19 protein-coding genes are annotated in these 25,640 nt (G+C 75.6%); 16 read left to right on the forward strand and 3 right to left on the reverse strand.

Annotation, left to right across the window (positions count from 1 at the left end; translation table 11 throughout):
* Window positions 1–143: 143 nt before the first annotated feature.
* Entirely contained in the window at window positions 144–2,027 is a 1,884-nt protein-coding gene (locus M2302_RS31330) for a hypothetical protein (RefSeq protein ID WP_280841413.1), read from the reverse strand.
* 3 nt (window positions 2,028–2,030) lie between these two features.
* Here M2302_RS31330 and M2302_RS31335 point away from each other — a divergent pair, with 3 nt between their 5' ends.
* A complete protein-coding gene (locus M2302_RS31335) occupies window positions 2,031–2,975 on the forward strand; it encodes a Replicase polyprotein 1ab (RefSeq protein WP_280841427.1) in 945 nt (314 codons plus the stop codon).
* On the forward strand, window positions 2,972–3,994 hold the full coding sequence (locus M2302_RS31340) for an HAD-IIA family hydrolase (protein WP_280841414.1): 1,023 nt from the start codon (window positions 2,972–2,974) through the stop codon (window positions 3,992–3,994). The genes M2302_RS31335 and M2302_RS31340 overlap by 4 nt, the downstream gene beginning before the upstream one ends.
* Window positions 3,995–4,034: 40 nt before the next feature.
* Here M2302_RS31340 and M2302_RS31345 read toward each other — a convergent pair whose 3' ends face one another.
* Window positions 4,035–4,370, reverse strand: a complete 336-nt coding sequence (locus M2302_RS31345) for an SCP2 sterol-binding domain-containing protein (protein ID WP_179804388.1) — start codon at window positions 4,368–4,370, stop codon at window positions 4,035–4,037.
* A 112-nt stretch (window positions 4,371–4,482) separates the two neighbouring features.
* Here M2302_RS31345 and M2302_RS31350 point away from each other — a divergent pair, with 112 nt between their 5' ends.
* The 5 genes from M2302_RS31350 to M2302_RS31370 all read left to right on the forward strand — a co-directional run bounded on the left by M2302_RS31350 (window position 4,483) and on the right by M2302_RS31370 (window position 11,199).
* Window positions 4,483–5,100 carry a hypothetical protein gene (locus M2302_RS31350; RefSeq protein WP_280841415.1) on the forward strand — a complete coding sequence of 206 codons (618 nt, stop codon included), beginning with the start codon at window positions 4,483–4,485 and terminating at the stop codon, window positions 5,098–5,100.
* A gap of 22 nt (window positions 5,101–5,122) precedes the next feature.
* Window positions 5,123–5,389: a hypothetical protein gene (locus M2302_RS31355; protein ID WP_280841416.1), complete on the forward strand. Its 267-nt coding sequence runs from the start codon at window positions 5,123–5,125 to the stop codon at window positions 5,387–5,389.
* 20 nt (window positions 5,390–5,409) lie between these two features.
* Window positions 5,410–6,270 (forward strand): TlyA family RNA methyltransferase, encoded by an 861-nt coding sequence (locus M2302_RS31360; RefSeq protein WP_280841417.1) that lies wholly within the window; start codon window positions 5,410–5,412, stop codon window positions 6,268–6,270.
* Window positions 6,271–6,367: 97 nt separating this feature from the next.
* Window positions 6,368–7,252: an NAD kinase gene (locus M2302_RS31365; protein WP_088962661.1), complete on the forward strand. Its 885-nt coding sequence runs from the start codon at window positions 6,368–6,370 to the stop codon at window positions 7,250–7,252.
* A gap of 212 nt (window positions 7,253–7,464) precedes the next feature.
* Window positions 7,465–11,199: a S8 family peptidase gene (locus tag M2302_RS31370; RefSeq protein ID WP_280841418.1), complete on the forward strand. Its 3,735-nt coding sequence runs from the start codon at window positions 7,465–7,467 to the stop codon at window positions 11,197–11,199.
* Window positions 11,200–11,422: 223 nt separating this feature from the next.
* On the opposite strand, the gene M2302_RS31375 is transcribed toward M2302_RS31370, so the two are convergent.
* Window positions 11,423–12,403, reverse strand: coding sequence for a helix-turn-helix domain-containing protein (locus tag M2302_RS31375; protein WP_280841419.1), 981 nt, complete (start codon window positions 12,401–12,403; stop codon window positions 11,423–11,425).
* 79 nt (window positions 12,404–12,482) lie between these two features.
* Between M2302_RS31375 and recN the strand changes: the two genes are divergently transcribed.
* The 9 genes from recN (at window position 12,483) to M2302_RS31420 (ending at window position 25,476) form a co-directional block, all read left to right on the forward strand.
* The gene (gene recN, locus M2302_RS31380; RefSeq protein WP_280841420.1) at window positions 12,483–14,240 is read left to right on the forward strand and encodes a DNA repair protein RecN; all 1,758 of its coding nucleotides are present in this window, start codon (window positions 12,483–12,485) and stop codon (window positions 14,238–14,240) included.
* A 119-nt stretch (window positions 14,241–14,359) separates the two neighbouring features.
* Window positions 14,360–15,538 carry a putative cytokinetic ring protein SteA gene (gene steA / locus M2302_RS31385; RefSeq protein ID WP_210779694.1) on the forward strand — a complete coding sequence of 393 codons (1,179 nt, stop codon included), beginning with the start codon at window positions 14,360–14,362 and terminating at the stop codon, window positions 15,536–15,538.
* Window positions 15,539–15,566: 28 nt separating this feature from the next.
* Entirely contained in the window at window positions 15,567–16,505 is a 939-nt protein-coding gene (locus M2302_RS31390; RefSeq protein ID WP_280841421.1) for a copper transporter, read from the forward strand.
* A 58-nt stretch (window positions 16,506–16,563) separates the two neighbouring features.
* Window positions 16,564–17,424 carry a hypothetical protein gene (locus M2302_RS31395; RefSeq protein WP_280841422.1) on the forward strand — a complete coding sequence of 287 codons (861 nt, stop codon included), beginning with the start codon at window positions 16,564–16,566 and terminating at the stop codon, window positions 17,422–17,424.
* A gap of 1 nt (window position 17,425) precedes the next feature.
* Window positions 17,426–19,117: a lipid II flippase MurJ gene (locus M2302_RS31400; protein WP_280841423.1), complete on the forward strand. Its 1,692-nt coding sequence runs from the start codon at window positions 17,426–17,428 to the stop codon at window positions 19,115–19,117.
* 118 nt (window positions 19,118–19,235) lie between these two features.
* Entirely contained in the window at window positions 19,236–20,402 is a 1,167-nt protein-coding gene (locus M2302_RS31405; RefSeq protein ID WP_280841424.1) for a glycosyltransferase family 4 protein, read from the forward strand.
* On the forward strand, window positions 20,402–22,972 hold the full coding sequence (locus M2302_RS31410; protein WP_280841425.1) for a hypothetical protein: 2,571 nt from the start codon (window positions 20,402–20,404) through the stop codon (window positions 22,970–22,972). The genes M2302_RS31405 and M2302_RS31410 overlap by 1 nt, the downstream gene beginning before the upstream one ends.
* A gap of 150 nt (window positions 22,973–23,122) precedes the next feature.
* Window positions 23,123–24,874: a CTP synthase gene (locus M2302_RS31415; protein ID WP_280841426.1), complete on the forward strand. Its 1,752-nt coding sequence runs from the start codon at window positions 23,123–23,125 to the stop codon at window positions 24,872–24,874.
* Entirely contained in the window at window positions 24,871–25,476 is a 606-nt protein-coding gene (locus M2302_RS31420; protein WP_088962651.1) for an NUDIX hydrolase, read from the forward strand. The genes M2302_RS31415 and M2302_RS31420 overlap by 4 nt, the downstream gene beginning before the upstream one ends.
* Window positions 25,477–25,640 lie beyond the last annotated feature (164 nt).

The following is a 25,640-nucleotide window of genomic DNA, read 5'->3' on the forward strand; positions in this document are numbered from 1 at the left end:
GCGCCGATGGTACTGCACTCGGGAGGGTGTGGGAGAGTAGGACACCGCCGGACAATCTTCCAGTCGAGGGCCGCCCCATCCGGGTCGGCCCTCGACTGCGTAGCGCCACTGATGGCGCAATGAGGAAGGATGTACCTGTGAGTTCAGAACCGCAGGGCGGAGATCGTCCGCGCCGTTACCAGGATCGCGCCGACCGCCCCGAAGGGCGAGGCGCCGGCCCGCGTCGGGACGACCGTCCCCCGTACCGGGGAGACCGAGACGACCGAGGCGGCCAGCGGGGCGGCTCCGGCGCCGACCGCGGCGGCCGTGACGGCGGTGGCTTCCGCGGCGGTGACCGCCGTGAGGGCGGTTTCCGTTCCGGTCCGCGCGAGGGTGGCTTCCGCCGCGACGGCGATGCGCCGAGCGGTGACCGTCGTGAGGGCGGCTTCCGCCGCGACGGCGATGCGCCGAGCGGTGACCGTCGTGAGGGCGGCTTCCGCCGCGACGGCGACGCGCCGCGCGGTGGTGGCTTCCGCGGCGGTGACCGCCGCGAGGGCGGTTTCCGTTCGGGTCCGCGCGAGGGTGGCTTCCGCCGCGACGGCGACGCGCGTGGCGGTGAGCGCCGCGAGGGTGGCTTCCGCCGCGACGGTGAGGCGCCCCGTGAGGGTGGCTTCCGTGGCGGTGACCGCCGTGAGGGTGGCTTCCGCCGCGACGGCGACGCGCCGCGCGGTGGCGGTTTCCGTGGTGGCGAGCGCCGCGAAGGTGGCTTCGCTGGCGGTGACCGTCGCGAGGGCGGTTTCCGTTCCGGTCCGCCTCGCCGCGACGGTGACACGCGGGGCGGCGAGCGCCGCGAGGGTGGTTTCCGCCGGGACGGCGAGACGCCGCGCGGTGGCGGTTTCCGTGGTGGTGAGCGCCGCGAAGGTGGCTTCGCTGGCGGTGACCGTCGTGAGGGCGGTTTCCGCGGCGGTGACCGTCGTGAGGGCGGCTTCCGCCGCGACGGCGACACCCGGGGCGGTGAGCGCCGCGAGGGTGGTTTCCGCCGCGAGGGCGAGGCGCCCCGTGAGGGTGGCTTCCGTGGCGGTGACCGCCGTGAGGGTGGCTTCCGTGGCGGTGACCGTCGCGAGGGCGGCTTCCGCCGCGACGGCGAGGCGCCGCGTGGCGGTGACCGCCGTGAGGGTGGTTTCCGCCGCGACGGCGAGGCGCCCCGTGGTGGCGGCTTCCGTGACGGCGAGCGGCGTGAGGGCGGCTACCGTTCCGGTCCGCGCGAGGGCGGTTTCCGCCGCGACGGCGAGGCGCCGCGCGGCGGCGAGGCGCCACGCGGCGGTGGCTACCGTGGCGGCGAGCGCCGTGAGGGCGGCTTCGCCGGCGGTGACCGTGACCGTCGTGAGGGTGGTTTCCGCCGTGACGGCGACACCCGTGGCGGCGAGCGCCGCGAGGGTGGCTTCCGCCGGGACGCCGAGGCGCCCCGTGGTGGCGGTTTCCGTGGTGGCGAGCGCCGTGAGGGCGACACCCGTGGCGGCGAGCGCCGTGAGGGTGGTTTCCGCCGCGAGGGCGAGGCGCCCCGTGAGGGTGGCTTCCGTGGCGGTGACCGCCGTGAGGGTGGCTTCCGCGGCGGCGAGCGCCGTGAGGGTGGTTTCCGCCGCGAGGGCGAGGCGCCCCGTGAGGGCGGCTACCGGGGCGGCGAGCGCCGTGAGGGCGGCTACCGCGGCGGTGACCGCCGTGAGGGCGGCTACCGCGGTGGCGAGCGGCCCGAGCGTGGCGGCGAGCGTGGCGGCTACGGTGACCGGCCGCGTCGTGACGACCAGCGGGGCTCCGAGGACCGGCGTCGCGAGGGTGGCTTCGGCCCCGACCGCGAGCGGCGGGACGAGGTCGAGGGTGGTCGTGCGGTCGCGCCGGCGCTGCCGGACGAGATCTCCGCGACCGACCTCGACACGGCCGTCCGCGCCGAGCTGCTCTCGCTGAACAAGCCGGTGGCGGAGACCGTCGCCCGGCACCTGGTCGCGACCGGTCAGCTGATCGACGAGGACCCGGCCGAGGCGCTCGCCCACGCGATGGCGGCTCGCCGGCTGGCCTCGCGGATCTCCGCGGTGCGGGAGGCGGTCGGGCTGGCCGCGTACCACGCCGGGGAGTGGCAGACGGCCATCGCCGAGCTGCGGACGTACCACCGGATGACCGGGTTGCAGAGTCACCTGGCGGTGCTCGCCGACTGCGAGCGGGCGCTGGGGCGTCCGGAGCGGGCCATCGACCTGTTCCGGGGCGCCGACCGGGAGAAGCTCGACCAGGCCGTCGCCATCGAGCTGCTGATCGTGGCCGCCGGTGCCCGGGGTGACCTCGGGCAGAAGGACGCCGCGGTGGCCATGCTCCAGGTTCCCGAGCTGACCACCGACTCGACCGACCCGTGGACGGCCCGGCTGCGCTACGCCTACGCCGACGCGCTGCTGGCCGTCGGCCGTCGCGAGGAGGCCCGCGAGTGGTTCTCCCGCGCCGCCGACGTGGACACCGACGGTGAGACCGACGCGGCGGAGCGGCTGCTCGAACTCGACGGCGTGCTGATCGAGGGCGACGAGGAGGACGAGCCGGCCGAGGAGATCGCCACCGGTCCGGGCGCGCCCGGCGCGGTGCCGGCGCAGCCGGACGTCGACCTCACCGCCGCCGGCGACCTCACCGACGAGGACCGTCGCGACGAAGAGGACGACGACGAGGACGACGACTTCGACGACGAGGACGACGACCGCGACGAGGACGACGACGAAGAAGACGAGGAAGACGACCGCGACGAGGACGATGACTTCGACGAGGACGACGAAGACGACGACCGCGACCAGGACGACGACCGGGACGCGGACGGGCTCACCGACGACGAGCTCACCGACGAGGCGGCCACGGCCGTCGCGGCCGACCCGCGCGCGGCGGACGCGGAGTCGACCGTGACCGACGCGGTGCCGCCGGCCGGCGACGAGCCGGCCGGGCGGGGGTCGGAGTCGGACCAGCGATGACCGAGGTCGCCGGGGATCGGCTGGTTGACGGGTACACCCTGGTCGTGTTCGACCTGGACGGGGTGATCTACCTGATCGACCGGCCGATCCCCGGCGCGGTCGAGGCGGTCGGCCGGCTGCACGCCGACGGCCGCGCGGTCGCGTACGCGACCAACAACGCCTCGCGCCGGTCGAGCGAGGTCGCCGACCTGCTCACCGGCATGGGCGTGCCGGCCGAGCCGCAGGAGGTGCTGACCTCCGCCGCGGCCGCCGCCGAGCTGCTTCGCGACCGGTTCCCCGCCGGGGCGCCGGTCCTGGTCGTCGGCGCGGAGGCGCTGCGCGCCGAGATCCGCGCCGCCGGGCTCACCCCGGTCGCCCGCGCCGACGAGTCGCCGGTCGCGGTGGTCCAGGGGTACGGCCCGCAGGTGGGCTGGGCGGACCTGGCCGAGGCGTCGGTCGCGATCCGTGCCGGGGCGACCTGGGTGGCCACCAACACCGACCGGACGCTGCCCAGCGGCCGTGGCCCGCTGCCCGGCAACGGCTCGCTGGTGGCCGCGCTGCGGCACGCCCTCGACCGGGAACCGGACGTGGTCGTCGGCAAGCCCGAGGCGGCCCTGTTCGCCACCGCCGCGCGCCGCGCCGGCGCGGGCCGGACGCTGGTCGTCGGCGACCGCCTCGACACCGACATCGAGGGTGCCCGCCGTGCCGGGCTGGACAGCCTGCTGGTGCTGACCGGCGTCAGCGACGTACCCGAACTGCTGGCGGCGCCCGAGTCGCGCCGGCCGACGTACGTGGCGATGAACCTGGCCGGGCTCTTCGATCCGACGGCGGTGGCCCGGGTGCCGGGCGAGCCGGACGCCGGCGGCTGGTCCGCCGCCCGGGTCGACGGCGGCCTGGAGCTGCGCGGCGCGGGACGGCCGCTGGACGCCCTCGTGGCGCTCTGCGCGGCGGCCTGGTCGGCGCCGGTGGACGCCGCGGACGTGCGCCCGGCGACGCCGGAGGCGCAACGCGCCCTCGCGGCGCTCGGCCTGTCGGCCTGACCGGCCCGGCCATCACGGCCGGCGGACGTCGCGCCGGCCGTCAGAGCAGCTTGCGGAGCTTCATCAGGTCGAACGGGTTCGCCTTGATCGAGACTCGGCGGGAGGCGACCGCCTTGGTGACGTCGAGCTGACCGTGCACCAGGGCGACCAGGTCGTCGCTGCCGGTGATCAGGGCGATCTTGGCCTTGGGGTCGTCGCCGTCGGCCAGGTCGACCAGCCGGCCGCCGGTGATCCGGCCGTGGAACGCGGTGTCCAGGTCGGTGACGCGGCAGGCGAGCGTGCGGTCCAGGTCGATGCGCTGGCCCACCTCGGCGTGGCGCTCCAACCGGCTCGCCAGGTCGTGCAACGCCTGCCGGCACTCGTCCACGCTGGCCACATCGTCTCCTCACACCCGCCACGCCGTTCCTCGGCACCGTACCGCAATGGGCCTTCGGGGGCGCCCGGTAGCGTGAGACCCGCACACCCCGCCCCGCGGAAGGAAAACCGGCATGCAGGATGCGTGGCGCGCCTACCTCGAGCTGGCCATGGGCCTGACGGAGGCGCCCCGGAAGAAGGCCCAGGACGCCGCGCGGCGGCTGGTCGGCACGGGCGGCGCGACCGCCGCCCAGCTCCAGGCGCTCGCCGAGGAACTCGTCTCCACCGGCGCCGCCAACCGTGAGGCGCTGACCAAGCTGGTCCGCTTCGAGGTGGACCGGGCGCTCGGGGCGGTCGGTCTGGCCACCGCCGACGAGGTCGCCGAGCTGACCCGCCGGGTGCACGAGCTGGAGCGGCAGTTGCGCGAGGCCAAGGGCGGCCCGGGCGGGCCGCTGCCGGGCACGTCGCCGGTCGGCGTCACCCCGTCGGGTGTCGCCCCGACCGGCGCGGCCGGTCCGGCCACCGCCGGCGACGCGGCCGGCCCCAGCGGTGGCGCGGCGGCCGACTCGGGCGCCGCCCCGCCGGTTCCCGTCCCGACCAAGGCGGTGGCGAAGAAGGCCGTGGCCAAGAAGGCCATCGCCAAGAAACCGCCGGCATCGGTGAGCACCACCACCGGCGACGGCGCGACGTCGCCGGCCCGGCCGGTGAAGAAGGCCGCCCCGCGCAAGCGCACCACCGGCGGCGCGGAATGACGCCCGCCGGCCGGGGCGCCCGGTGAGCGCCCCGTTCCGTCCGGGGCCGCCGCCCGGCGCGCGTCCGGGGCCGCCACCGGGGGCGCGTCCCGGTCCGCCGCCCGGGCCCCGGCCGGGGCCGCCGCCGAGCGGGTACGAGGACGTCGAGGTGGCCCACCACCCGGCCGTCGACGCCGCCGTGCAGGCGATGATCAACGCCGAGGGGCTGCCCCCGGCCGACCAGATCGCCCAGTACGAGGCGGCGTACCAGACGCTGCGGGAGACCCTCGCCACCATCGATCAGGCCTGAACCGACCGGAGAACCACCCCATGGCACGCCGTACCCGCCTCGACGCCGAACTCGTCCGCCGCGGCCTGGCCCGTTCCCGGGAACAGGCCGCCGCGCTGGTCGAGGCCGGCCGGGTCCTGCTGCGCGGGGTGCCGGCGCGCAAGGCCGCCGCGATGGTCGACCCGGCCGACCCGCTGCTGGTCACCGGCGAGGACCCCGGCTCCGAGTACGTCTCCCGGGGCGGCCACAAGCTGGCCGGTGCCCTCGCGGCGTTCGCACCGGGCGGGCTGACCGTCGCCGGGCGGCGCTGCCTCGACGCGGGCGCCTCCACCGGCGGCTTCACCGACGTGCTGCTGCGCGCCGACGCCGCCGAGGTCGTCGCGGTGGACGTCGGGTACGGCCAGCTCGCCTGGCCGCTGCGCACCGACGAGCGGGTGAAGGTCTTCGAGCGCACCAACGTCCGCACGCTGACCCCGGAGGTCATCGGCGGCGAGGTGGACCTGACCGTGGCCGACCTGTCGTTCATCTCGCTGCGCCTGGTGCTGCCGGCGCTGGCCGGCTGCACCCGCGCCGACGGCGACCTGGCGTTGATGGTCAAGCCGCAGTTCGAGGTGGGCAAGGAGCGGGTGGGTGCCGGCGGCGTGGTCCGCGACCCGGCGCTGCGGGCCGAGGCGGTGCTCGACGTGGCCGCCGCCGCGGCCGGGCTCGGGCTGGGCCTGGCCGACGTGGCGGCCAGTCCACTTCCGGGACCCAGCGGCAACGTCGAGTTCTTCGTATGGTTACGCCGGGACGCCCCGGCGGCCGATCCCGAGCGGGTGCGGGCCGTGGTGGCGGCGGGGCCCGAGGGCCCGGCCACCGCCGGCGATCTGCCGGCGGACCGGACCGGAGAGGTGACAGGGTGAGCGACGAGCGGAACCCGACGAGCGGGGGACGAGAGGCGGATCCGGTGGGCGACAGCGACGGGGTGAGCCCCGGCGGCAGGCACGGGCGGGTGGAGCGGTGAGCCGCACCGCGCTGCTGGTGACGCACACCGGGCGGCGGCGCAGCACCGAACACGCCCGGGCCGTGGCCGCCGATCTCATCGCCGCCGGCTTCGAGGTGCGGGTGGTGGCCGAGGAGGCCGACGACCTCGACCTGCCCGGCGTGGTGCCGGTGACCGGGCCGGAGGCGGCCGAGGGCGCCGAGATCGTCTTCGCCCTCGGCGGGGACGGCACCTTCCTGCGCGCGGCCGAGCTGGCCCGCCCGGCCAAGGCACCGCTGCTCGGCATCAACCTCGGCAAGGTCGGCTTCCTCGCCGAGGCCGAGATCAACGACCTCGACGTGGCGGTCCGCGACGTGGTCGGGCGCAACTACACCGTGGACGAACGGCTCACCCTCGACGTCACCGCCGAGTTCGACGGCGGGCCGACCATCGAGTCCTGGGCGCTCAACGAGATCAGCGTCGAGAAGGGCGAGCGGGCCCAGATGCTGGAGCTGCTCGTCGACGTCGACGGCCGCCCGCTGTCCCGGTACGGCTGCGACGGGGTGGTCTGCGCGACCCCCACCGGCTCCACCGCGTACGCGTTCTCCGGCGGCGGCCCGGTGGTCTGGCCGGAGGTGGAGGCCCTGCTGCTGGTGCCGATCAGCGCGCACGCGCTGTTCAGCCGCCCGCTGGTGACCGCGCCGACCTCCACGTTCTCGATCACCGTGGACCCGTTCACCACCCTCGCGGTGCTCTGCTGCGACGGCCGGCGGGTCTTCGACCTCCCGCCGGGCGCCCGGGTGACGGTGCGCCGCGGCGCGCTGCCGGTGCGCATCGTCCGGCTGCGGGCCCGGCCGTTCACCGACCGCCTGGTGGCCAAGTTCGGGCTGCCGGTGCAGGGCTGGCGCGGCAGCCGGCGCTGAGCACCCACCGGGCCGGGCGGCGCACGTACCCCGCCGGCCCGTGCCGGCCACGCGCCGGCCACGCGATCGTCCGGTCGCCGTCGCCCCGTGTCCACCTGGCGACATGTCGCCGGTACGGCGCGCCCTCCCTAGTGACCCAGCGATGATCTTCGGCGCAGACTCCGGAGCGCCGACCTCCCCGAGGCCGGCCTCGGAGTAGAGGAGTACATCGCATGCACCGATCCCCACGCTGGCTCAGTGCCGGCGCGGTCGGCGCGTTGGTGGTCGGACTCACCGCACCGGCGTCCGCCGACCCGCCCGCCCGGCCCAGTGGCCCGAGTTCGGCCACGACCGCCACGAGCGGCGCGCCCGCCCGCATCACCCTGATCACCGGCGACCAGGTGGAGCTGTCTCCCGCCGCGCCCGGCCGGGTCGCCGCCACCGTCCGCCCCGGCCCCGGCCGGGACCGGATCACCTTCCACACCATCGAAGCCGACGGTGGGCTGCGGGTGCTGCCCAGCGACGTCGTGCCGTACCTCTCCGCCGGTGTGCTCGACGCCGACCTTTTCGACGTGCAGGAACTGGTCGCCGACGGGTACGGCGACGCCGCTCAGGGCGCGTTGCCACTGATCGTGCGCTACCAGCAGCCGGCCGGCGGACGGGTCCGTCCGCTCGCCGGGGCCACCGCCGCCCGCCCGCTGGAGAGCATCAACGGCGCCGCGCTGAAGGTCGGCAAGAAGGAGCTCGGCGGGCTGTGGACGACGCTGCGCGGCACGCCGCAGGCGCGTACCGCGGCCGGTGCGCCGGCCCGGCTCGGCGCCGGCATCGACCGGGTCTGGCTGGACGGGCGGGTGCGTGCGGACCTGGAGCACAGCGTGCCGCAGATTGGCGCCCCGGCGGCCTGGGCGGCCGGGCGGGACGGCGCCGGTGTCGAGGTCGCCGTGCTGGACACCGGGGTCGACGCGAACCACCCCGACCTGGCCGGGCGGATCGTCGAGGCGAAGGACTTCAGCGGCACCGGCAGCGCGCAGGACGGGCACGGCCACGGTACCCACGTGGCGTCTACCATCGCCGGCAGCGGCGCCGCCTCCGGCGGGCTGCGCAAGGGCGTGGCGCCGGGTGCGCGGCTGCTCGTCGGCAAGGTGCTCGACGACCACGGCAACGGCTACGGCTCGGACATCATCGCGGGCATGGAGTGGGCCGCCCACTCCGGCGCCAAGGTCGTCAACATGAGCCTCGGCGGCGGCGCCACCGACGGCACCGACCCAATGAGCCAGGCGGTCAACGACCTCACCGCCGAGACCGGCACACTCTTCGTGATCGCCGCCGGCAATTCGGGCGCGGCGCAAACCGTCGGCTCGCCGGGCGCCGCGACCGCGGCGCTCACCGTCGGCGCGGTGGACCGCGACGACAATCTGGCCGAATTCTCCAGCCGCGGCCCCCGGCTCGGCGACAACGGCCTGAAGCCGGAGATCACCGCCCCGGGCGTCGGCATCGTCGCCGCCCGCGCCGCCGGCACCACCATGGGTACGCCGGTGGGCGACGCGTACACGCGGGCGTCCGGGACGTCGATGGCGACCCCGCACGTCGCCGGCGCGGTGGCGATCCTCTCCCAGGAACACCCGGACTGGACCGCCGGGAAGCTCAAGGACGCGCTGGTCAGCACGACGAAGGCGAACCCCGCGCTGACCGTCTTCGAGCAGGGCGGCGGCCGGGTCGACGTGGCCGGCGCGCTGAGCCAGCGGGTGTACGGCTCGGCCACCGCCGACTTCGGCCGGGTGAACACCGGCGGTGCGGCGGTGGAGCGGACCGTTACGTACACCAACGGCACGTCGTCCCCGCAGACCCTGCGGCTGGCCCTGGAGCTCCGCAACCTGGACCGCGGTGCGGCCGAGCCGGACGGGGTGTCGCTCGACGGCACGGAGGTGACCGTGCCGGCCGGCGGCAGTGTGAACGTCCCGCTGCACGCCGACCCGGCGAAGCTGGACCGGGGAGTGCACGGAGGGTGGCTGGTGGCCACCGGCGCGGACGGTGTCGCGGTACGTACGGCCGTCGGGCTCACCCTCAGTGGCCCGATCCACACCGTCACCCTGCGCGCGCTGGACATGGCCGGGCAGTCCGGCGTGGCGACGGTGTTCACCCTCTTCGGCGAACACCGCGAGTCGGACCAGCTCGGTTGGATCCCCGGCGAGGTGCAGGTGCAGGTCGAGGAGGGCCCGTACCTGCTCGAGGGGCTGATCCATCACGGCGCACCGCTGGACGAGCAGCTCACCCTGGTCACCGATCCCGAGCTGATGGTCGACCGGGATCTCACCGTGGTGCTCGACCCGCGCAAGGCCACGCCGGTGCGGATCGAGACGCCGAAGCCGACCGAGCAGCGGGCGGTGCTCAGCTTCTTCGAGCACCGGATCTTCGGCAACGGCCGGCAGGTCGACCACGGCGTGATGGAGTTCAGCACGATCCAGCAGGTGAACGTCACCCCGACCCGGCCGGTGCGCCAGGGCGAGTTCGAGTTCTCCTCGCGGTGGCAGCTGGTCGCCCCCCTGGTGGACGCCAAGGTCAGCAACGTCTCCGGTCCGCTGGACATCAACCTGCTGCACCAGTCGCCGGCTCCGGACGGCCGGCGGAAGCTGCCGCTGGTGTGGGCGGGCGACGGCACCCCCGCCGAGCTGTCCCGAGCCGGGGTCCGAGGTGCGGCCGCGCTGGTCGCCAGCGACCCCGAACACGTTGCGGAGGACCAGCTGGTCGCCGACGCCGCCGCGGCCGGCGCCGCGATGGTGCTCATGGTCCGGCCGGCGAATTGGAGCGCGTGGACGGTCTGGGCTCCCGACGGGGACCGCCTGCCGATCCCGGCGATGGTGGTCGCCTACGACGACGGGCAGCGGATGATCGCGGCGGCGAAGGCCGGACGCGTGACGCTGGACCTGACGCTGACCCCGAACAGCCCCTACCTGTACGACGTGTGGCAGGTGTCGAAGGGGCGGATCCCGGACCGCATCGTGCACCAGGTGACCGCGGACAACACCGCCGAGGTGACCGCCCGCTACGCCGACACCGGCGGGTTCGACTGGGCCGGCGAGCAGCGGTTCGGCTGGCGGCCCTGGCAGGAGTACTCCTGGATGGACGAAAAGCGGTTGGTGCGTACCGGCACCATGCGGCAGGAATTCGTCAGCGCCGGGGACAACTGGTGGCAGCAGCGGGTGCTGCACCGGCTCCCCTGGTCCTGGGGCCGGCTGGGCGGGGGCTCTACGCAGCAGCCCCGGCAGTACGCCGCCGACGACCGGGTCACCGAAACCTGGCACGCGCCGGTGTTTCGGCCGGCCGTGCCGGCGGGTCCCGGGGTGGCGGTGCCCACGCGTACCGGGGACAACCTCGACCTGCGGGTGGCCGAGTTCGTCGACGCCGACGGCCACTACAGCCCGGCCGGGTTCAGCGAGGAGCAGGACACCGTCGAGCGCCGGCTGAGCCGGGACGGGCAGCAGATCGCCGACCTCTCCGGCGGCTGGGCACCGGTTCCGACCACCCCGGGTTCGGCCCGCTACCGGCTGGACGTCACCACGCGGCGGTCGTCGGACGAGTGGCGCTGGGCCACCCGGACCGAGACGGCCTGGGAGTTCACCTCGGCCCGCCCGGCCGGGGACAGTGCCCAGCCGCTGCCGCTGCTCCAAGTGGACTACCGGGTGCCGGCCGACCTGCGCGGCACGGTCGCCGGCGGGCGTCCGCACCAGCTGGAGCTGACGCTGCGCCAGCCGGCGGGCGTACCGGCCCCGAAGGGCACCAGCCTGCGGGTGGAGGTGTCGTTCGACTCCGGCGCGACCTGGCGGTCGGTGCCGGTGCGCGGCACCGACACCCGGTACACCGCGTCGGTGCCGGCCGGCAAGGGAGCCGTGTCGCTGCGGGTGCACGCCGCCGACAGCGCCGGCAACGTCGTCGACCAGACCGTGATCGACGCGTACGGGCTGCGCTGAGCCGGGCGTCCGCGCGGGTCGACCCCCCCTCCCGCGCGGACGCCTCCGTCGGCCCGTCCGGCTGCCGCCAGAACACGGTGGGCGCCCGGACCGGGCCGCGGCCAGTGGCCGCCGTCGGCACCGCCTTCGGGTGGCGGGACCGGCGGCGGCTCGGCCGGTGGCGGGGCCGGCCGGCGGTCAGTGGTGGGCCGGCCGGCGGCCGGTGGCGGGGCCGGCCGGAGGGTCAGAGCCAGCCGCGCCGGGCGGCCTGGTAGGCCAGGCCGGGGCGGGTGTCCACCCCGGCGACCGTCATCAGGTCGGCGAGCCGGCGTTGCACGGTGCGCCGGCTCACCCCGAGCTGGGAGGCGATGGACTTGTCCGGCACCCCGGCCACGAAGAGCGAGAGCAGCCGGACCTCGTCGGCGTCCGGCAGGTAGCCGTCCGCCTCGCCGGCCGGCGTGGTGGCGGACCGTAGCGGAGTGGCCACCAGCCAGTGGCTCTCGAAGAGGGCGAGCAGCGCGTCGAGCAGTTGGCTGCGGCCGATCACCGCGGCGCTCGGCTCTCCGATGTCCCGGTCGGGCACCAGCGGGCAGATCGCCGTCCGGGCGTCCACGATGGCCAGCCGGACCGGCAGCCGGTCCAGCACCCGGGCCTGCTCGCCGGCGCGTACGCCCTGCTCCACGTCCGCCAGCGCGCCCGGTTCGAGGAGCATCGCCCGCTCGTAGATGGCCCGGTAGCGCACCCCGCGGGCCAGCGCGTCGAACTCCTCGACGTTCTCCGATCCGGGCATCGTCAGCGGGTTCGCCCGGCAGAACCAGAGCACCTCGCTGCGCGCCGAGTTCTGCACGTCGCGCAGCCGTTCCCGGAGCACCCCGGCGCCGGTGATCACCTCCACCAGGTGGTCGGCGTCGTGCCGGCGCAGGCCGGCCCGGTACTCCTCGGTGAGCCGGGTGACCGCCACGCGGGCGGCCTCCAGTGCCTCCTGGCGGCGCAGCAACGCCTCGCCGAGCGCGACGTCGGGGGCCAGCGGCCGCAGCGGTCCGTCCGGGTCGGGACCGGTCGGCAGGACCAGCCCCTTGTCGCGCAGGGCGTCGAGCTGGGCGACGACCTCGGCGCGCGGGCGGCGCAGCCACCGGGCCAGCTCGTCGACCCGCGCCACGGTGAGCTGCACCAGGCGGCGGTACAGCTCCTCCTCGTCCGGGGTCAGGCCGATCACGTCCAACACGGGGCTGAACTGTACGCACGACTCCCACCGGCGTCGCCGGCTGGTCAAGTGTCGGGGGCCGCGTCTACTGTCGGTTGCTGTGCTGGAAGAGCTGCGCATCACCGGACTGGGCGTCATCGAGGACACCACGCTGCCGTTGACCGGCGGGATGAACGTCATCACCGGCGAGACCGGTGCCGGCAAGACGATGGTGGTGACCGGTCTCGGCCTGCTCTTCGGTGGCCGGGCCGACGCCGGGCGGGTCCGGGCCGAGCCGGGCCGGGCGGTGGTCGAGGGGCGGCTGCGCCTCGGTGGCCGGCTCGCCGACGCGGTGCACGCCCGGATCGTCGACGCCGGCGGCGAGCCCGACGAGGACGGCTCGCTGCTGCTGAGCCGCACGGTCACCGTCGAGGGCCGGTCCCGGGCCCACCTGGGCGGGCGGAGCATGCCGGTGTCGATGCTCGGCGAGGTCGGCGAGCAGGTGGTGGCGGTGCACGGCCAGTCCGACCAGCTGCGCCTGCTGCGTCCGGCCGAGCAGCGCGCCGCGCTGGACCGGTTCGCCGGGCCGGAGCACGAGAAGCTGCTCGACGCGCTGCGCGAGGCGTACGGCCGGTGGCGGCACGTGGTGGACGACCTGGCCGACCGGCGGCGCAACGCCCGCGCCCGCAACCAGGAGGCCGACCTGCTGCGGCTGGGTCTCGACGAGATCACCCGGGTCGACCCGCAGCCCGGCGAGGACGACGAGCTGAAGGCCGAGGCGCAGCGGCTGGAGCACGCCGAGGGGCTGCGCAGCGCGGCCCAGCTCGCCCACCAGTGCGTCGCCGGTGGCGCGGAGGCCGCCGACGAGACGCCCGACGCCACGGCGCTGCTGGGCACCGCCCGGCGCACCCTCGAGGCGCAGGCCGGCACCGATCCGGCCCTCGGCGAGCTGGCGGTCCGGCTGGAGGAGGCGGCCACCCTGGTCGCCGACGTCTCCGCCGAGCTGTCGGCGTACCTGGCGGCGCTGGACGCGGACCCGGCCCGGTTGCAGTTCATCTACGAACGGCGGGCCGCGCTGCGCGCGCTGACCCGCAAGTACGCCGACGACGTCGACGGGGTCATCGCCTGGGCCGAGCGGGCCGGCACCCGACTGTCCGACCTGGACAACTCCGACGAGCTGCTCGACGAGCTGGACCGCGAGGCCACCCGGCTCGCCGGCGAGGTGGCCGAGCTGGCCGGCCGGGTGTCCACCTCCCGCCAGGAGGCGGCGACCCGCTTCGCCGAGCAGGTCACCGTCGAGCTGGCCGGGCTGGCCATGCCGCACGCCCGGATCGACGTGGCGGTGGTCTCCCGGCCGGTGGGCCGGGCCGAGCCGAGCCTCACGGTCAACGGCGTCGAGGCCGGCATCGGCCCGGACGGCGCCGACGAGGTCGAGTTGCGGCTGCTGGCCCACCCGGGCGCGCCCTCGCTGCCGCTGCAGCGCGGCGCCTCCGGCGGCGAGCTGTCCCGGGTGATGCTCGCCATCGAGGTGGTCTTCGCCGGCTCCGGCGGCCCGCCCACGCTGGTCTTCGACGAGGTGGACGCCGGCGTCGGCGGCCAGGCGGCGGTGGAGATCGGCCGCCGGCTGGCCCGGCTGGCCCGCAGCCACCAGGTGCTGGTGGTCACCCACCTGCCGCAGGTGGCCGCCTTCGCCGACCGGCACCTGGTGGTGGCGAAGGACACCGGGGGAGCGGTGACCACCAGCGGGGTCCGTGTGGTGGAGGACACCGAGCGGGCCCGGGAACTGGCCCGGATGCTCGCGGGTTTGCCGGATTCCGACCTGGGTATCGCGCATGCGGAGGAACTCCTGGCGGTGGCGGCCAAGGAAAGGCGGCCCTGACCGTCGCTATTGTGAGCGCAAGCACACCGGCCTGCGCTCCGGTGTGCTTCCCTGGGTAGGCGGCCCTGCTCAGGCATGTCGCGACAGAAAAGCCTGCCTCACATGCCAGGATGGTCACGATGCGTCTACCCACGTTGCGCCGGACCCGGAACGCGGAACCGGGCTCAGTCCTCGGCACCGCACGTCTCGATCGTCGTACCAAACGGCTGGTCGGCCGGCTCCGCCCCGGTGACATCGCGGTGATCGACCACGTCGACCTGGACCGGGTGGCGGCCGACTCGCTGGTCGCCGTCGGCGTCGCCGCGGTGCTCAACGCCAAGCCGTCGGTCTCCGGGCGTTACCCCAACCTCGGCCCCGAGGTGCTGGTGGGCGCCGGCATCCCGCTCCTGGACGACCTGGGCGAGGGGGTGTTCGAGCGGATCCGCGAGGGCGACACGATCCGGATCGAGGGCAACACCGTCTACGTCGGCGACGAGCCGGTCGCCCACGGGGAGCTGCAGGACGCCGAGACGGTCGCCAAGGCGATGGCCGACGCCCGGGAGGGGCTGTCGGTCCAGCTCGAGGCGTTCGCCGCCAACACCATGGACTACCTGCGGCAGGAACGCGACCTGCTGCTCGACGGGGTGGGCGTACCGGACATCCAGACCCAGGTCCAGGGCCGGCACTGCCTGATCGTGGTCCGCGGCTACGACTACAAGGACGACCTGGACGTGCTGCGCCCGTACATCCGGGAGTTCAAGCCGGTGCTGATCGGCGTGGACGGCGGGGCGGACGCGCTGGTCGAGGCGGGGTACACCCCCGACATGATCATCGGCGACATGGACTCGGTCACCGACGACGTGCTGCGCTGCGGCGCCGAGGTGATCGTGCACGCCTACCCGGACGGGCGGGCGCCCGGCCTGGCCCGGGTCACCGGGCTCGGCGTGCCGGCGATCACCTTCCCCGCCGCCGCCACCAGCGAGGACCTCGCGATGCTGCTGGCCGACGAGAAGGGCGCCTCGCTGCTGGTCGCCGTCGGCACCCACGCCACGCTGGTGGAGTTCCTGGACAAGGGTCGCGGCGGCATGGCCTCGACCTTCCTCACCCGGCTCAAGGTCGGCGGCAAGCTGGTCGACGCCAAGGGCGTGAGCCGCCTCTACCGGCAGAGCATCTCGGGTTCGTCGCTGCTGCTGCTGGTCCTCTCGGCGGTCGCCGCGATGGCCTCCGCGGTGGCGGTCTCCACCGTCGGGAAGGCGTATTTGGGCGTGGTCTCGGAGTGGTGGGACAATTTCGTGTTCCAGCTCGGCCAGCTCTTCTAGCTCCCCGACCGATCAAGAGGCTGCAAGCGTGATCAACTTCCGGTACCACGTGGTGTCCCTGACCGCGGTCTTCCTGGCGTTGGCCATCGGCCTGGTGGTCGGCACGGCCGCCCTCAACGGCCCCGTGGCGGACTCGCTCAAGGAGAACGTCAACGCGCTGCGCAAGGACAACCAGCAGATGCGTCAGTCGGTCAACAACATGCAGAAGGAGCTTGAACTCGAGGAGGACTTCGCCGCCCAACTGGCGCAGGTCGTCCTGCCGGGCAAGCTCACCGGCAAGCGGGTGCTGGTACTGAGCCTGCCCACCGGCCGCGACCACACCGAGGGCGTGCTGAAGATGCTCGAACTCGGCGGGGCCGACGTGACCGGCCGGGTGGACCTGCAGGACAAGTTCATCAACCCGGACAACAACACCAACCTGATGGAGCTGGCGGTGACCGCCGCGCGGCCCACCGCGCCCGCCTCCGCGCTGCCCGGCAACGGCAACGGGGTGGAGACCTCCAGCGCCCTGCTGGCCAGCGTGCTGCTCGACCGGGCCCAGGGCACCCCCGCGGTCACCGACGCCGACCGCCGGGCGGTGCTGAACTCGTACTCCAACAACGGCTACCTGACCACCGAGCAGAAGGTCACCGGGTCGGCCGAGGCCGTCGTGCTGGTCAGCGGGCAGCCGTACGTGGACAAGGACTCCGCCAAGAAGGACGAGTCGGTGGTCAAGGTCGCCGAGCAGTTCGACCGGACCGGCTCGATCGTGGTCGGCGGCAACGGCTCGGCCGGCGGCAACCTGGTCGCGATCGTCCGGGGCGACCCGGTGCTCGCCCAGACCATCTCCACCGTCGACAACGCCAACACCGTGCAGGGCCAGCTGGTCACCAGCCTCGCCCTGGTGCAGCAGCTCACCGAAAAGAAGGCCGGCCAGTACGGCGTCGGCGACAACGCCGCGTCCCTGCTGCCTAGACTGCCCCAGTGAGCGAACGACGTACCCCGGTGACCGGAGTCCACCCGAGCGTCGCATCCGGCAGGGCCGCGTGAACGGGCTGGGGCGGCTGCTGGCCGCCGCCGTCGGCGCCGCGACCGTCCGGTACGCGCTGCGCGAGATCAGTACCGCCCCGCCCGCTCCAGCGCTGGAGCGGACCAACTTCCGCGGCCGTACCGTCACCCTGGCGGCCGGCCCGGCCCTCGCGGTCGGCGCGGCGGGGGCCGGCGCGTTCGGCGCCACCAGCATCCCCGCCGGCGCGGCGGCGCTGGTCGCCGGCCTCGGCGCCGGCGCGGTCGGGCTCTACGACGACGTGGTGGGCGGGCGGCCCGAGCAGAAGACCGCGAAGGGCTTCGCCGGCCACCTGGCCGCGCTGCGCGAGGGCCGGGTCACCGCCGGCACGGTCAAGGTGCTCGGGGTGGGCGCCGCCGGGCTCGGCGCGGCCGTCCTGCTCGCCGCCGACCCCCGGGTCGCCGCCCGGCGCGCGGGGCAACGCCCCCTCGCCCGCGCGGTCGACGTGCTCCTCGGCGCCGGGGTGGTGGCCGGCACCGCCAACCTGCTCAACCTGCTCGACCTGCGTCCCGGCCGGGCGCTCAAGTCCGGTCTGCTGCTCGGCGCCCCGCTGGCCCGGGGCCCGCACGGCGGTATCGCCGCCGGGGCGGTCGGCGCGGCCGGCGGATTGCTCGGCGAGGACCTGGACGAGCGGGTGATGGTCGGCGACAGCGGCGCCAACGCCCTCGGCGCGGTGCTCGGCGTGGCGCTGGCGGCCCGGACCGGGCCGGTCGGGCGGGCCGGGATCCTGGCCGTGCTCGCCGGGCTCACCGCGGCCAGCGAGAAGGTCAGCTTCACGGCTGTCATCGAGCGCACCCCCGGCCTGCGCGAACTCGACGCCCTGGGTCGGCGATCCGGCTGACGTGACCAGACCGGCACCCCTCGCCGGCGCCGGCCGCGTGGCCGGAGCGGCCGCCCTCATCGCCGTCCTCACCGTGGTCAGCCGCCTGGCCGGCTTCGGTCGTACCGCCGTGTTCACCTGGACGCTGGCCCCGACCGACCTCGGCGGCGCGTACGTGGTGGCCAACGCCGTACCCAACTTCATCTTCGAGATCGTCGCCGGCGGGGCGCTGGCCAGCCTGGTCGTACCGCTGCTGGCTGGCGCGGTCGCGGCCGGCGACCGGCGGGCGGTGGCCGCCACCACCGGCGCGCTGCTGACCTGGACGGTCACCCTGCTGGTGCCCCTCGCGGTGCTGGTGGTGCTGGCCGCCGGGCCGATCGTCGGCCTGCTCGGCGACGGCCTCAGCGTGGCCCAGCAGCACAGCGGCGAGCGGATGCTGCGGCTGTTCGCGCCGCAGCTGCCGCTCTACGGCATCGGCATCGTGCTGACCGGTGTGCTCCAGGCGCACCGGCGGTTCGCCTGGCCGGTGATCGCTCCGCTGCTCAGCAGCGCCACCGTGATCACGGTCTACCTCGCCTTCACCGCCGTCGAGGGGCGGCTGGCCACGGTCGCCGAGGTCAGTAGCGCGGGGGAGCTGATCCTGGCCGGTGGCACCACCGCCGGGGTGGTGGTGCTGTCGCTGTCGCTGCTGGTCCCGCTGCGCCGGCTCGACCTGCGGCTGCGCCCCGGGTACGGCTTCCCGGCCGACGCCCGGGCCCGGGTCGGCGGGCTGGCGGTGGCCGGCGCGGTGACCGTCACCACCCAGCAGATCGCGCTGATCGTCAGCCTCAACCAGGTCACCTACGGCGCGGCGACCAACCCCGGCGTGTACAACCTCGCCCAGACCGTCTACCTGCTGCCCTGGGCGGTGCTCGCGGTGCCGCTGGCGGTCGCCGCGTACCCGACGCTGGCCGCGGCCCGGGCCGCCGCCGACGAGGACGCCTACCGGCGGACCCTCGCCCCCGCCGTGCGCGGCGTGCTGATCTTCAGCAGCCTCGGCGCCGCCGCCCTGGTCGGCGTGGCGACGCCCATTGGGTACTTCTTCTTCCCGGCGCAGACCGCGCCGGCCGCCGCCGCCGCGATCGCCGGTTTCGCCCCCGGGCTGCTCGGCTACGGCCTCTTCGCGGTGCTCACCCGCGCCCTCTACGCCCGGGGCGAGACCCGGACGGCGACCTGGGCCACCGCGCTCGGCTGGCTGTCGGTGCCGGCCGCCGCGGTGCTGCTGGGGGCGGCGCTGCCGCTGCGCGACCGGGTGCTGGCGGTGACCCTGGCCAACTCGCTGGGAATGCTGCTCCTCGGCGGCCTGCTGCTGGCCGCGGTGGCCCGCTCGGCCGGCCGGGCGGCCCTGTCCGGCGCGGGCCGCGCCGCCACCGCCGGTGTGCTCGCCGCCACGCTCGCCGCGCCCGCCGGCGCGCTCACCGCCCGGTGGCTCGCCGACGTCGCCGACGGCACCCCGACGACACCGGAGGCACTCGTTCAGGGCATGCTGTCCGGAGCCGTGGTGGGCGTGGTGTTCCTCGGCGTGGCCTACCTGGCCGACCGGCCGGACGTCCGGCCGCTGCTCGCCGGCGTGGGCCGCCGGCTGCGCCCGCGCCGGCGCGGCCCGGGGCCCGACCAGGCGCAGGAGGGCGGCCGTCCGGAACGGGATGACGGGAAGGAGACGGTGTCCCGGTGAGCGCGAGGAGTGAGCCGGGTCTGCGAGCCCCGCAGTCGCGAACGGAAGATGTCGCGGTGAGCGCGAGGAGTGAGCCGGGTCTGCGAGCCCCGCAGTCGCGAACGGAAGGTGAGCACCGATGACCGACGCTTCCTCGGCGCCGCGCTCGCAGGGCACGGTCGTCCTGCTGCTCGCCTCCAGCACCGGCGGGGTCGGGCAGCACGTCCGCTCGGTGGCCCGCGGCCTCACCGAGGCCGGCGTCCCCGTGCTGGTGTGCGGGCCCGCCGCCACCCAGGACCAGTGGGACTTCACCGCCGTCGGGGCGCGCTTCGCCCCGGTCGAGATCCCGGCCAGCCCCACCCCGGCCGACGCGCGGGCCGTGTCCGCGCTGCGCCGGACCCTGGCCGCCGAGACGGTACGGGTCGTGCACGCCCACGGGCTGCGCGCCGGTCTGGTCGCCACGCTCGCCCGGCCGGCCGCGCCGGTCGTGGTCACCTGGCACAACGCGGTGCTCGCCGGCGGGGTGCGCGGTCAGCTCTCCCGACTGGCCGAGCGGGTGGTGGCCCGCTCCGCCCGGGTCGCGCTCGGCGCCTCGGCGGACCTGGTCGAGCGGGCCGCCGCGCTGGGCGCCGCCGACGCCCGGCTCGCCCCGGTCGCCGCACCCACCCTGCCCGCCCCGCGCCGCCGGCGCGCCGCCGTGCGCGCCGAGTTCGGCGTCGTACCGGGCCAGCCGCTGGTGCTCTCCGTCGGCCGGCTGCACCCGCAGAAGCGGTACGACGTGCTGGTCGACGCCGCGGCCCGCTGGCGTGCCCGGACCCCACCGCCGGCCGTCGTGATCGCCGGCAGCGGACCGGCGTACCTGCAACTGGCCGCCCGGATCTCCGCCGCCCGGGCGCCGGTGACCCTGCTCGGCCATCGCACCGACGTGGCGGACCTGCTCGCCGGCGCGGACCTGGCGGTGGTCACCAGCGACTGGGAGGCCCGGCAGCTGTTCGCGCAGGAGGCGCTGCGGGCCGGCGTACCGCTGGTGGCGACCGCCGTGGGTGGGCTGCCGGAGCTGGTCGGCGACGCCGCGGTGCTGGTGCCGGCGGGGGACGTCGACGCGGTCGACGCGGCGGTGCGCGCGCTGCTGGACGACGAGAGCCTCCGCGCCGACCTCGCCCGGCGCGGCGCCGCCCGCGCTGCGACCTGGCCCGTCGAGGAGGACACCGTCGCCGCGTTGCTTGACCTCTACGCCGAGTTCGGTCCGGACGCCGCCGGGCCGGCCGCGCCCGGCGCGGACACCGGATCGACGGGACGCCGCTGATGCTGCGCAGACTCACCCCGGTCCTGCTCACCCTGCTCGTGGTGGTGCTCGGCGTGACCGCCCTGGCGGCCCGCCCGGAGACCGGCGCGCCCCGGCGCACCGCCGACTTCGTGGTGCTTGCCGGCGTGGCCGGGTTGCGCTGGGACGACGTCGATCCGCAGACCACCCCGACCCTGTGGCGGATGGCCGAGCAGGGCTCGATCGGCTCGCTCTCCACCCGCTCGGCGCACCGCCCCACCTGCCCGGTCGACGGTTGGCTCACCCTCGGCGCGGGCAGCTACGCGGCCTGGAACGGCAGCCGGCAGCAGGACGCCTGCCCGTCGGTCGGCGTGACGATCGAGCAGCCGGACCGGATCGGCGCGAACCTGCCCGACCAGGAGAGCGTGGTCCTGCACAACCAGGAACGGCTGCCCTGGGGGGCGGTGCCCGGTTCGCTGTCGGAGTCGGTGCGCTGCTCGGTGGCGATCGGCCCCGGCGCCGCCGTCGCCGCGGCCCGCCCCTTCGGCCGGGTCGACCGGTACGCGCCGAAGCTGCCCGACGACCCCGCCGGCCTGCTCGGCTCCTGCGTGCTGAGCATCGTCGACCTGGGCACGGTGGCCGGCGACGACCCGGCCACCCGGGCCGCCGAGGCCCGCCGGGCCGACGCGGCGCTGGCGACCGTGCTCGCCGCCCGGCCGCCCCGCTCGCTGGTGATGGTGGCCGGGGTCTCCGACACCGAGACGCCGTCCCGGCTGCACGTGGCCGTCGCCGACGGCCCCGGCTGGGAGGGCGGCCTGCTCACGTCCGCCAGCACCGGGCGGGAGGGCTACCTGCAACTGGTCGACCTGGCCCCGACCGCGCTCGCCGCGCTCGGCCGGCCGATGCCCGAGCGGCTCTTCCTCGGCCGCCCGGCCATCCGCGTGGACGGCCGCCCGGACGACCTGGCCGCCGCGATCGCCGCCCCGGCGGACGCCGACCGGGAGGCCGGCGCCCAGCGGAGGGTGGCCGGCTGGTTCTTCGCCCTGCTCGCCCTGGCGCAGGTGGCGCTCTTCGTGACCGTGCTGCCGCTGCTGCGCCGGGCCCGCCGGCTCGCCGGCCCGCACAGCCCGCCGCCGGTCTCCCGCCGGGTGGTGGCGACCGTGGAGCTGCTGCTCATCGCCGTCGCGCTGGCGGTGCCGGCCGCGCTGCTCGCCGACGCGGTGCCCTGGTGGCGGGTGGACCACGCCGGCTGGTGGTTCGCGCTGGTGACCGTGGCTCTGATCGTCGCGGCCACCGCCCTGGTGCGCTTCGCACCCGGCCACGACCGCACCCTCGGCCCGCTCGGCGCGGTCGCCGGGCTGGCCACCCTGGTGGTCGGCGCGGACGTGCTCAGCGGGGCCCGGTTGCAGCTCAACGGCGTGGTCGGCTACTCGGCGCTGGAGGGCGGCCGGTTCTCCGGGCTCGGCACGGTGGGGCTCGGGGTGTTCCTCGCCGGCGCGCTGCTCAGCGCCGGTTGGCTCGCCCAGCGGTTCCGCCGGGCGTGGCGGCCGATGGTGGTGGTGACGGTCGGCGGGACGGCCGCGGTGGTGGTCGGCAGCCCGTACCTCGGCTCGGACCCGATCGGCGCGGTCGCGCTGACCGCCGGGGTGGCGGTCGCCGCGGCGATCTCCACCGGCGGCTGGCTCACCGTCAGCCGGCTGGTCTGGGCCGCCATGGCGGGCCTGGCGCTGACCATCGGGTACGCCGTGGTGGACGTGCGCCGGCCGGCGGAGGAGCGGGGCAGCCTCGGCCGGTTCCTCGCCGCCCTGGGCGACGGCACGGGCGGGTTGACGGTGCACCGCTCCAGCACCGCCAACTTCGAGACCCTGGTGAACAGCCCGCTGACCCTGCTCGCCGTGGTCGGCGCCCTGCTGGTGTGGTTCGCCCTGCTCCAGCCCTGGGGCGGGCTGATGCGGCTGTTCGGCATCTACCCGGCGATCCGGGCGGCGATGGCCGGTACCGCCGTGGCGGCGGTGATCGGCGGGCTGCTCGGCGGCTCGGCCCTGGACGTGGCCGGGGCGGCCGCCGCGCTGGTGGTGCCGATGGCGGCGCTGGCCTCGCTGCGGGTGCTCGACCACTCCACCGACCGCACCCAGCCGGGCGCCGGCCGGCAGCGCGGCGACGGGCCGGCCGGCCCGCCCGCCGGGGACGCGCCGGACGGCGGACCGGGCGGGGGCGACACCACCACGGCCGACGAGCACCCGCGCGCCGACCGCCCGCTGCCCGACGGCGGGGGCACCCGGGACGCGGCACCGGCCGACGACGCGGCCCCGGCCGGGGCCGAGGGCGGCTCCGGCGACCGGAGTACGGCGACCGACGACACCGCCGGCACCGCCGACAGCGAGGCCGGCGACGACGACGACACCGCCGGCACCGCCGACAGTGGGGACGACGACACCGCCGGCACCGCCGACAGTGGGGACGACGACGACGACGGCGACGGCGGCGGTGGTGGTGTGCGGGGCGCGGGGGAGCGGGCGGCGGGAGCGGGCGGTGCGCGCAGGGCCGGCGTGCCCGCCGCGCGGACCGGGGAGTCGGCCACCCCGACATCGACCGAGGTCACGACGGGTTGACCCGCTGCGGGCTCCGACGCGGGCCGGGGTGGGTGCGACGCCCGCCCCGGGCCGGAGAGGTGTTACCGTGGAATCCCGTGGATCGCGTGATCACTTTGCTGATCGGCACGGCGGTTCGCACGACCGCTACGGACGACACGGGAGCAGGCCTTGGCCCCTTCAGCACGGACGACCAGGCACATTTTCGTCACCGGGGGCGTCGCCTCCTCGCTGGGCAAGGGCCTCACCGCCTCCAGCCTCGGCAATCTGCTCACCGCGCGTGGGCTGCGCGTGGTGATGCAGAAGCTCGACCCGTACCTCAACGTCGACCCGGGGACGATGAACCCGTTCCAGCACGGTGAGGTCTTCATCACCGATGACGGCGCCGAGACCGACCTCGACGTCGGGCACTACGAGCGTTTCCTCGACCGGGACCTGTCCGGCAAGGCGAACGTCACCACCGGCCAGATCTACTCGGACGTGATCGCCAAGGAGCGGCGCGGCGAGTACCTGGGCGACACCGTCCAGGTGATCCCGCACATCACCAACGAGATCAAGTCCCGGATCCTCGGCATGGCCGACCCGGACGGCGACGGCCAGATCCCGGACGTGGTGATCACCGAGGTGGGCGGCACCGTCGGCGACATCGAGTCGCTGCCGTTCCTGGAGGCGATCCGCCAGGTCCGCCACGACCTGGGCCGGGACAACTGCTTCTACCTGCACGTCTCGCTGGTGCCGTACCTGGCGCCCTCGGGCGAGCTGAAGACGAAGCCGACCCAGCACTCGGTGGCCCAGCTGCGCAACATCGGCATCCAGCCCGACGCGATCGTGCTGCGCTGCGACCGGGAGATCCCGGAGAAGCTCAAGGAGAAGCTCTCGCTCTACTGCGACGTGGACCGGGAGGCGGTCGTCGCCGCCCCGGACGCGCCGAGCATCTACGACATCCCGAAGGTGCTGCACCGCGAGGGCCTCGACGCGTACGTGGTGCGTCGGCTCGGCCTCTCCTTCCGCGACGTCGACTGGGCCAGCTGGGACGACCTGCTGGACCGGGTGCACCAGCCGCACCACACGGTGACCGTCGCGGTGGTCGGCAAGTACGTCGACCTGCCCGACGCGTACCTGTCGGTGAGCGAGGCGATCCGGGCCGCCGGCTTCGGCCACCGGGCCCGGGTGCAGCTGCGCTGGGTGCCCAGCGACGACTGCGTCACCCCGGCCGGCGCCGCGGCGGCCCTGGCCGGCGCGGACGGCATCGTCATCCCGGGCGGCTTCGGGGTGCGCGGCATCGAGGGCAAGATCGGCACCGCCCGGTACGCCCGCGAGAACGGCATCCCGCTGCTCGGCCTCTGCCTCGGCCTGCAGTGCATGACCATCGAGGTGGCCCGTCACCTGGCCGGCCTGGACGGCGCCAACTCGCTGGAGTTCGACGAGGAGGCCAAGCACCCGGTCATCGCCACCATGGCCGACCAGGAGGACATCGTCGCCGGCAAGGGCGACCTGGGCGGCACCATGCGGCTCGGGGCGTACCCGGCGACGCTGGCCGAGGGCTCGCTCGTCGCCGAGGCGTACGGCAGCACCGAGGTCAGCGAGCGGCACCGGCACCGCTACGAGGTGAACAACGCCTACCGCGACCAGCTCACCAAGGCCGGCCTGCACGTCTCCGGCACCTCGCCGGACGGCCGACTGGTCGAGTTCATCGAGCTGGACCGCAGCCTGCACCCGTTCTTCGTGGCCACCCAGGCGCACCCGGAGGTGAAGAGCCGCCCGACCCGCCCGCACCCGCTCTTCGCGGCGTTCGTGAAGGCGGCCGTGGCGTACTCAGAGGCCGACCAGCTGCCGGTGGACATCGACGCGATGGCGGAGGCGCCGACGGCGAAGAAGGCCTCCCGCAACGGCGCCACGGCGAAGGCGGCGTCCGCCTCGTGAGCGCCGTCGAGCACCGCTACGAGCTGCGGGACCGGCAGGAGCGCTTCCAGGGCCGGATCTTCTCGGTGGTCACCGACGAGGTGACCATGCCCGGCGGCGGCACCGCGAAGCGGGACTACGTCCGGCACGTCGGCGCGGTCGCCGTGGTGGCCCTCGACGACGCCGGCCAGGTGGTGCTCGTCCGGCAGTACCGGCAGCCGGTGGGGCGGCATCTCTGGGAGCTGCCCGCCGGGCTGATGGACGTCGACGGCGAGCCGCTGCCGGCGGCCGCCGCCCGCGAGCTGGCCGAGGAGGCCGATCTGACCGCCGGCACGCTCGACCTGCTGGTCGACGTGCACACCTCGCCGGGCTTCTCCGACGAGGTGGTCCGGGTCTTCCTCGCCCGCGACCTCGCCGACGTGCCGGCCGAGGCGCGGCACGAGCGCCGTGACGAGGAGGCCGACATCCAGATCGTCCGGCTCGACCTGGACGAGGCGGTCGGCATGGTGCTGGCCGGGGAGATCACCAACGGTCCGTGCGTGGCCGGGCTGCTCGCCGCCGCCCGGGCCCGCGACGCCGGCTGGTCGGTGCTGCGCCGGGCCGACGCCCCGCTGCCCCGTTAACGGGTACGCCCGGAAGGGCCGCGCGGTTCGCCGCGCGGCCCTTCCGCGTCTCCGCCCCCTCGTGCCGATCTCTTCGGCCCGTGCCCCCCGGGTACGCCCACCGCGTCGAACGCCCAGCTGACCCCGCGCCCGTCGCTGGCCAGCTCCGGCGCCCCCTCCACCAG

Source organism: Micromonospora sp. A200 (assembly GCF_029893845.1).
In the GTDB taxonomy this organism is placed as follows: domain Bacteria; phylum Actinomycetota; class Actinomycetes; order Mycobacteriales; family Micromonosporaceae; genus Micromonospora; species Micromonospora purpureochromogenes.

Coding starts and splice junctions, on each gene's coding strand:
- M2302_RS31335 (WP_280841427.1), top strand. CDS start 2,031: ATGGCGGCTCGCCGGCTGGCCTCGCGGATCTCCGCGGTGCGGGAGGCG.
- M2302_RS31340 (WP_280841414.1), top strand. CDS start 2,972: ATGACCGAGGTCGCCGGGGATCGGCTGGTTGACGGGTACACCCTGGTC.
- M2302_RS31350 (WP_280841415.1), top strand. CDS start 4,483: ATGCAGGATGCGTGGCGCGCCTACCTCGAGCTGGCCATGGGCCTGACG.
- M2302_RS31360 (WP_280841417.1), top strand. CDS start 5,410: ATGGCACGCCGTACCCGCCTCGACGCCGAACTCGTCCGCCGCGGCCTG.
- M2302_RS31370 (WP_280841418.1), top strand. CDS start 7,465: ATGCACCGATCCCCACGCTGGCTCAGTGCCGGCGCGGTCGGCGCGTTG.
- steA (WP_210779694.1), top strand. CDS start 14,360: ATGCGTCTACCCACGTTGCGCCGGACCCGGAACGCGGAACCGGGCTCA.
- M2302_RS31405 (WP_280841424.1), top strand. CDS start 19,236: ATGACCGACGCTTCCTCGGCGCCGCGCTCGCAGGGCACGGTCGTCCTG.
- M2302_RS31410 (WP_280841425.1), top strand. CDS start 20,402: ATGCTGCGCAGACTCACCCCGGTCCTGCTCACCCTGCTCGTGGTGGTG.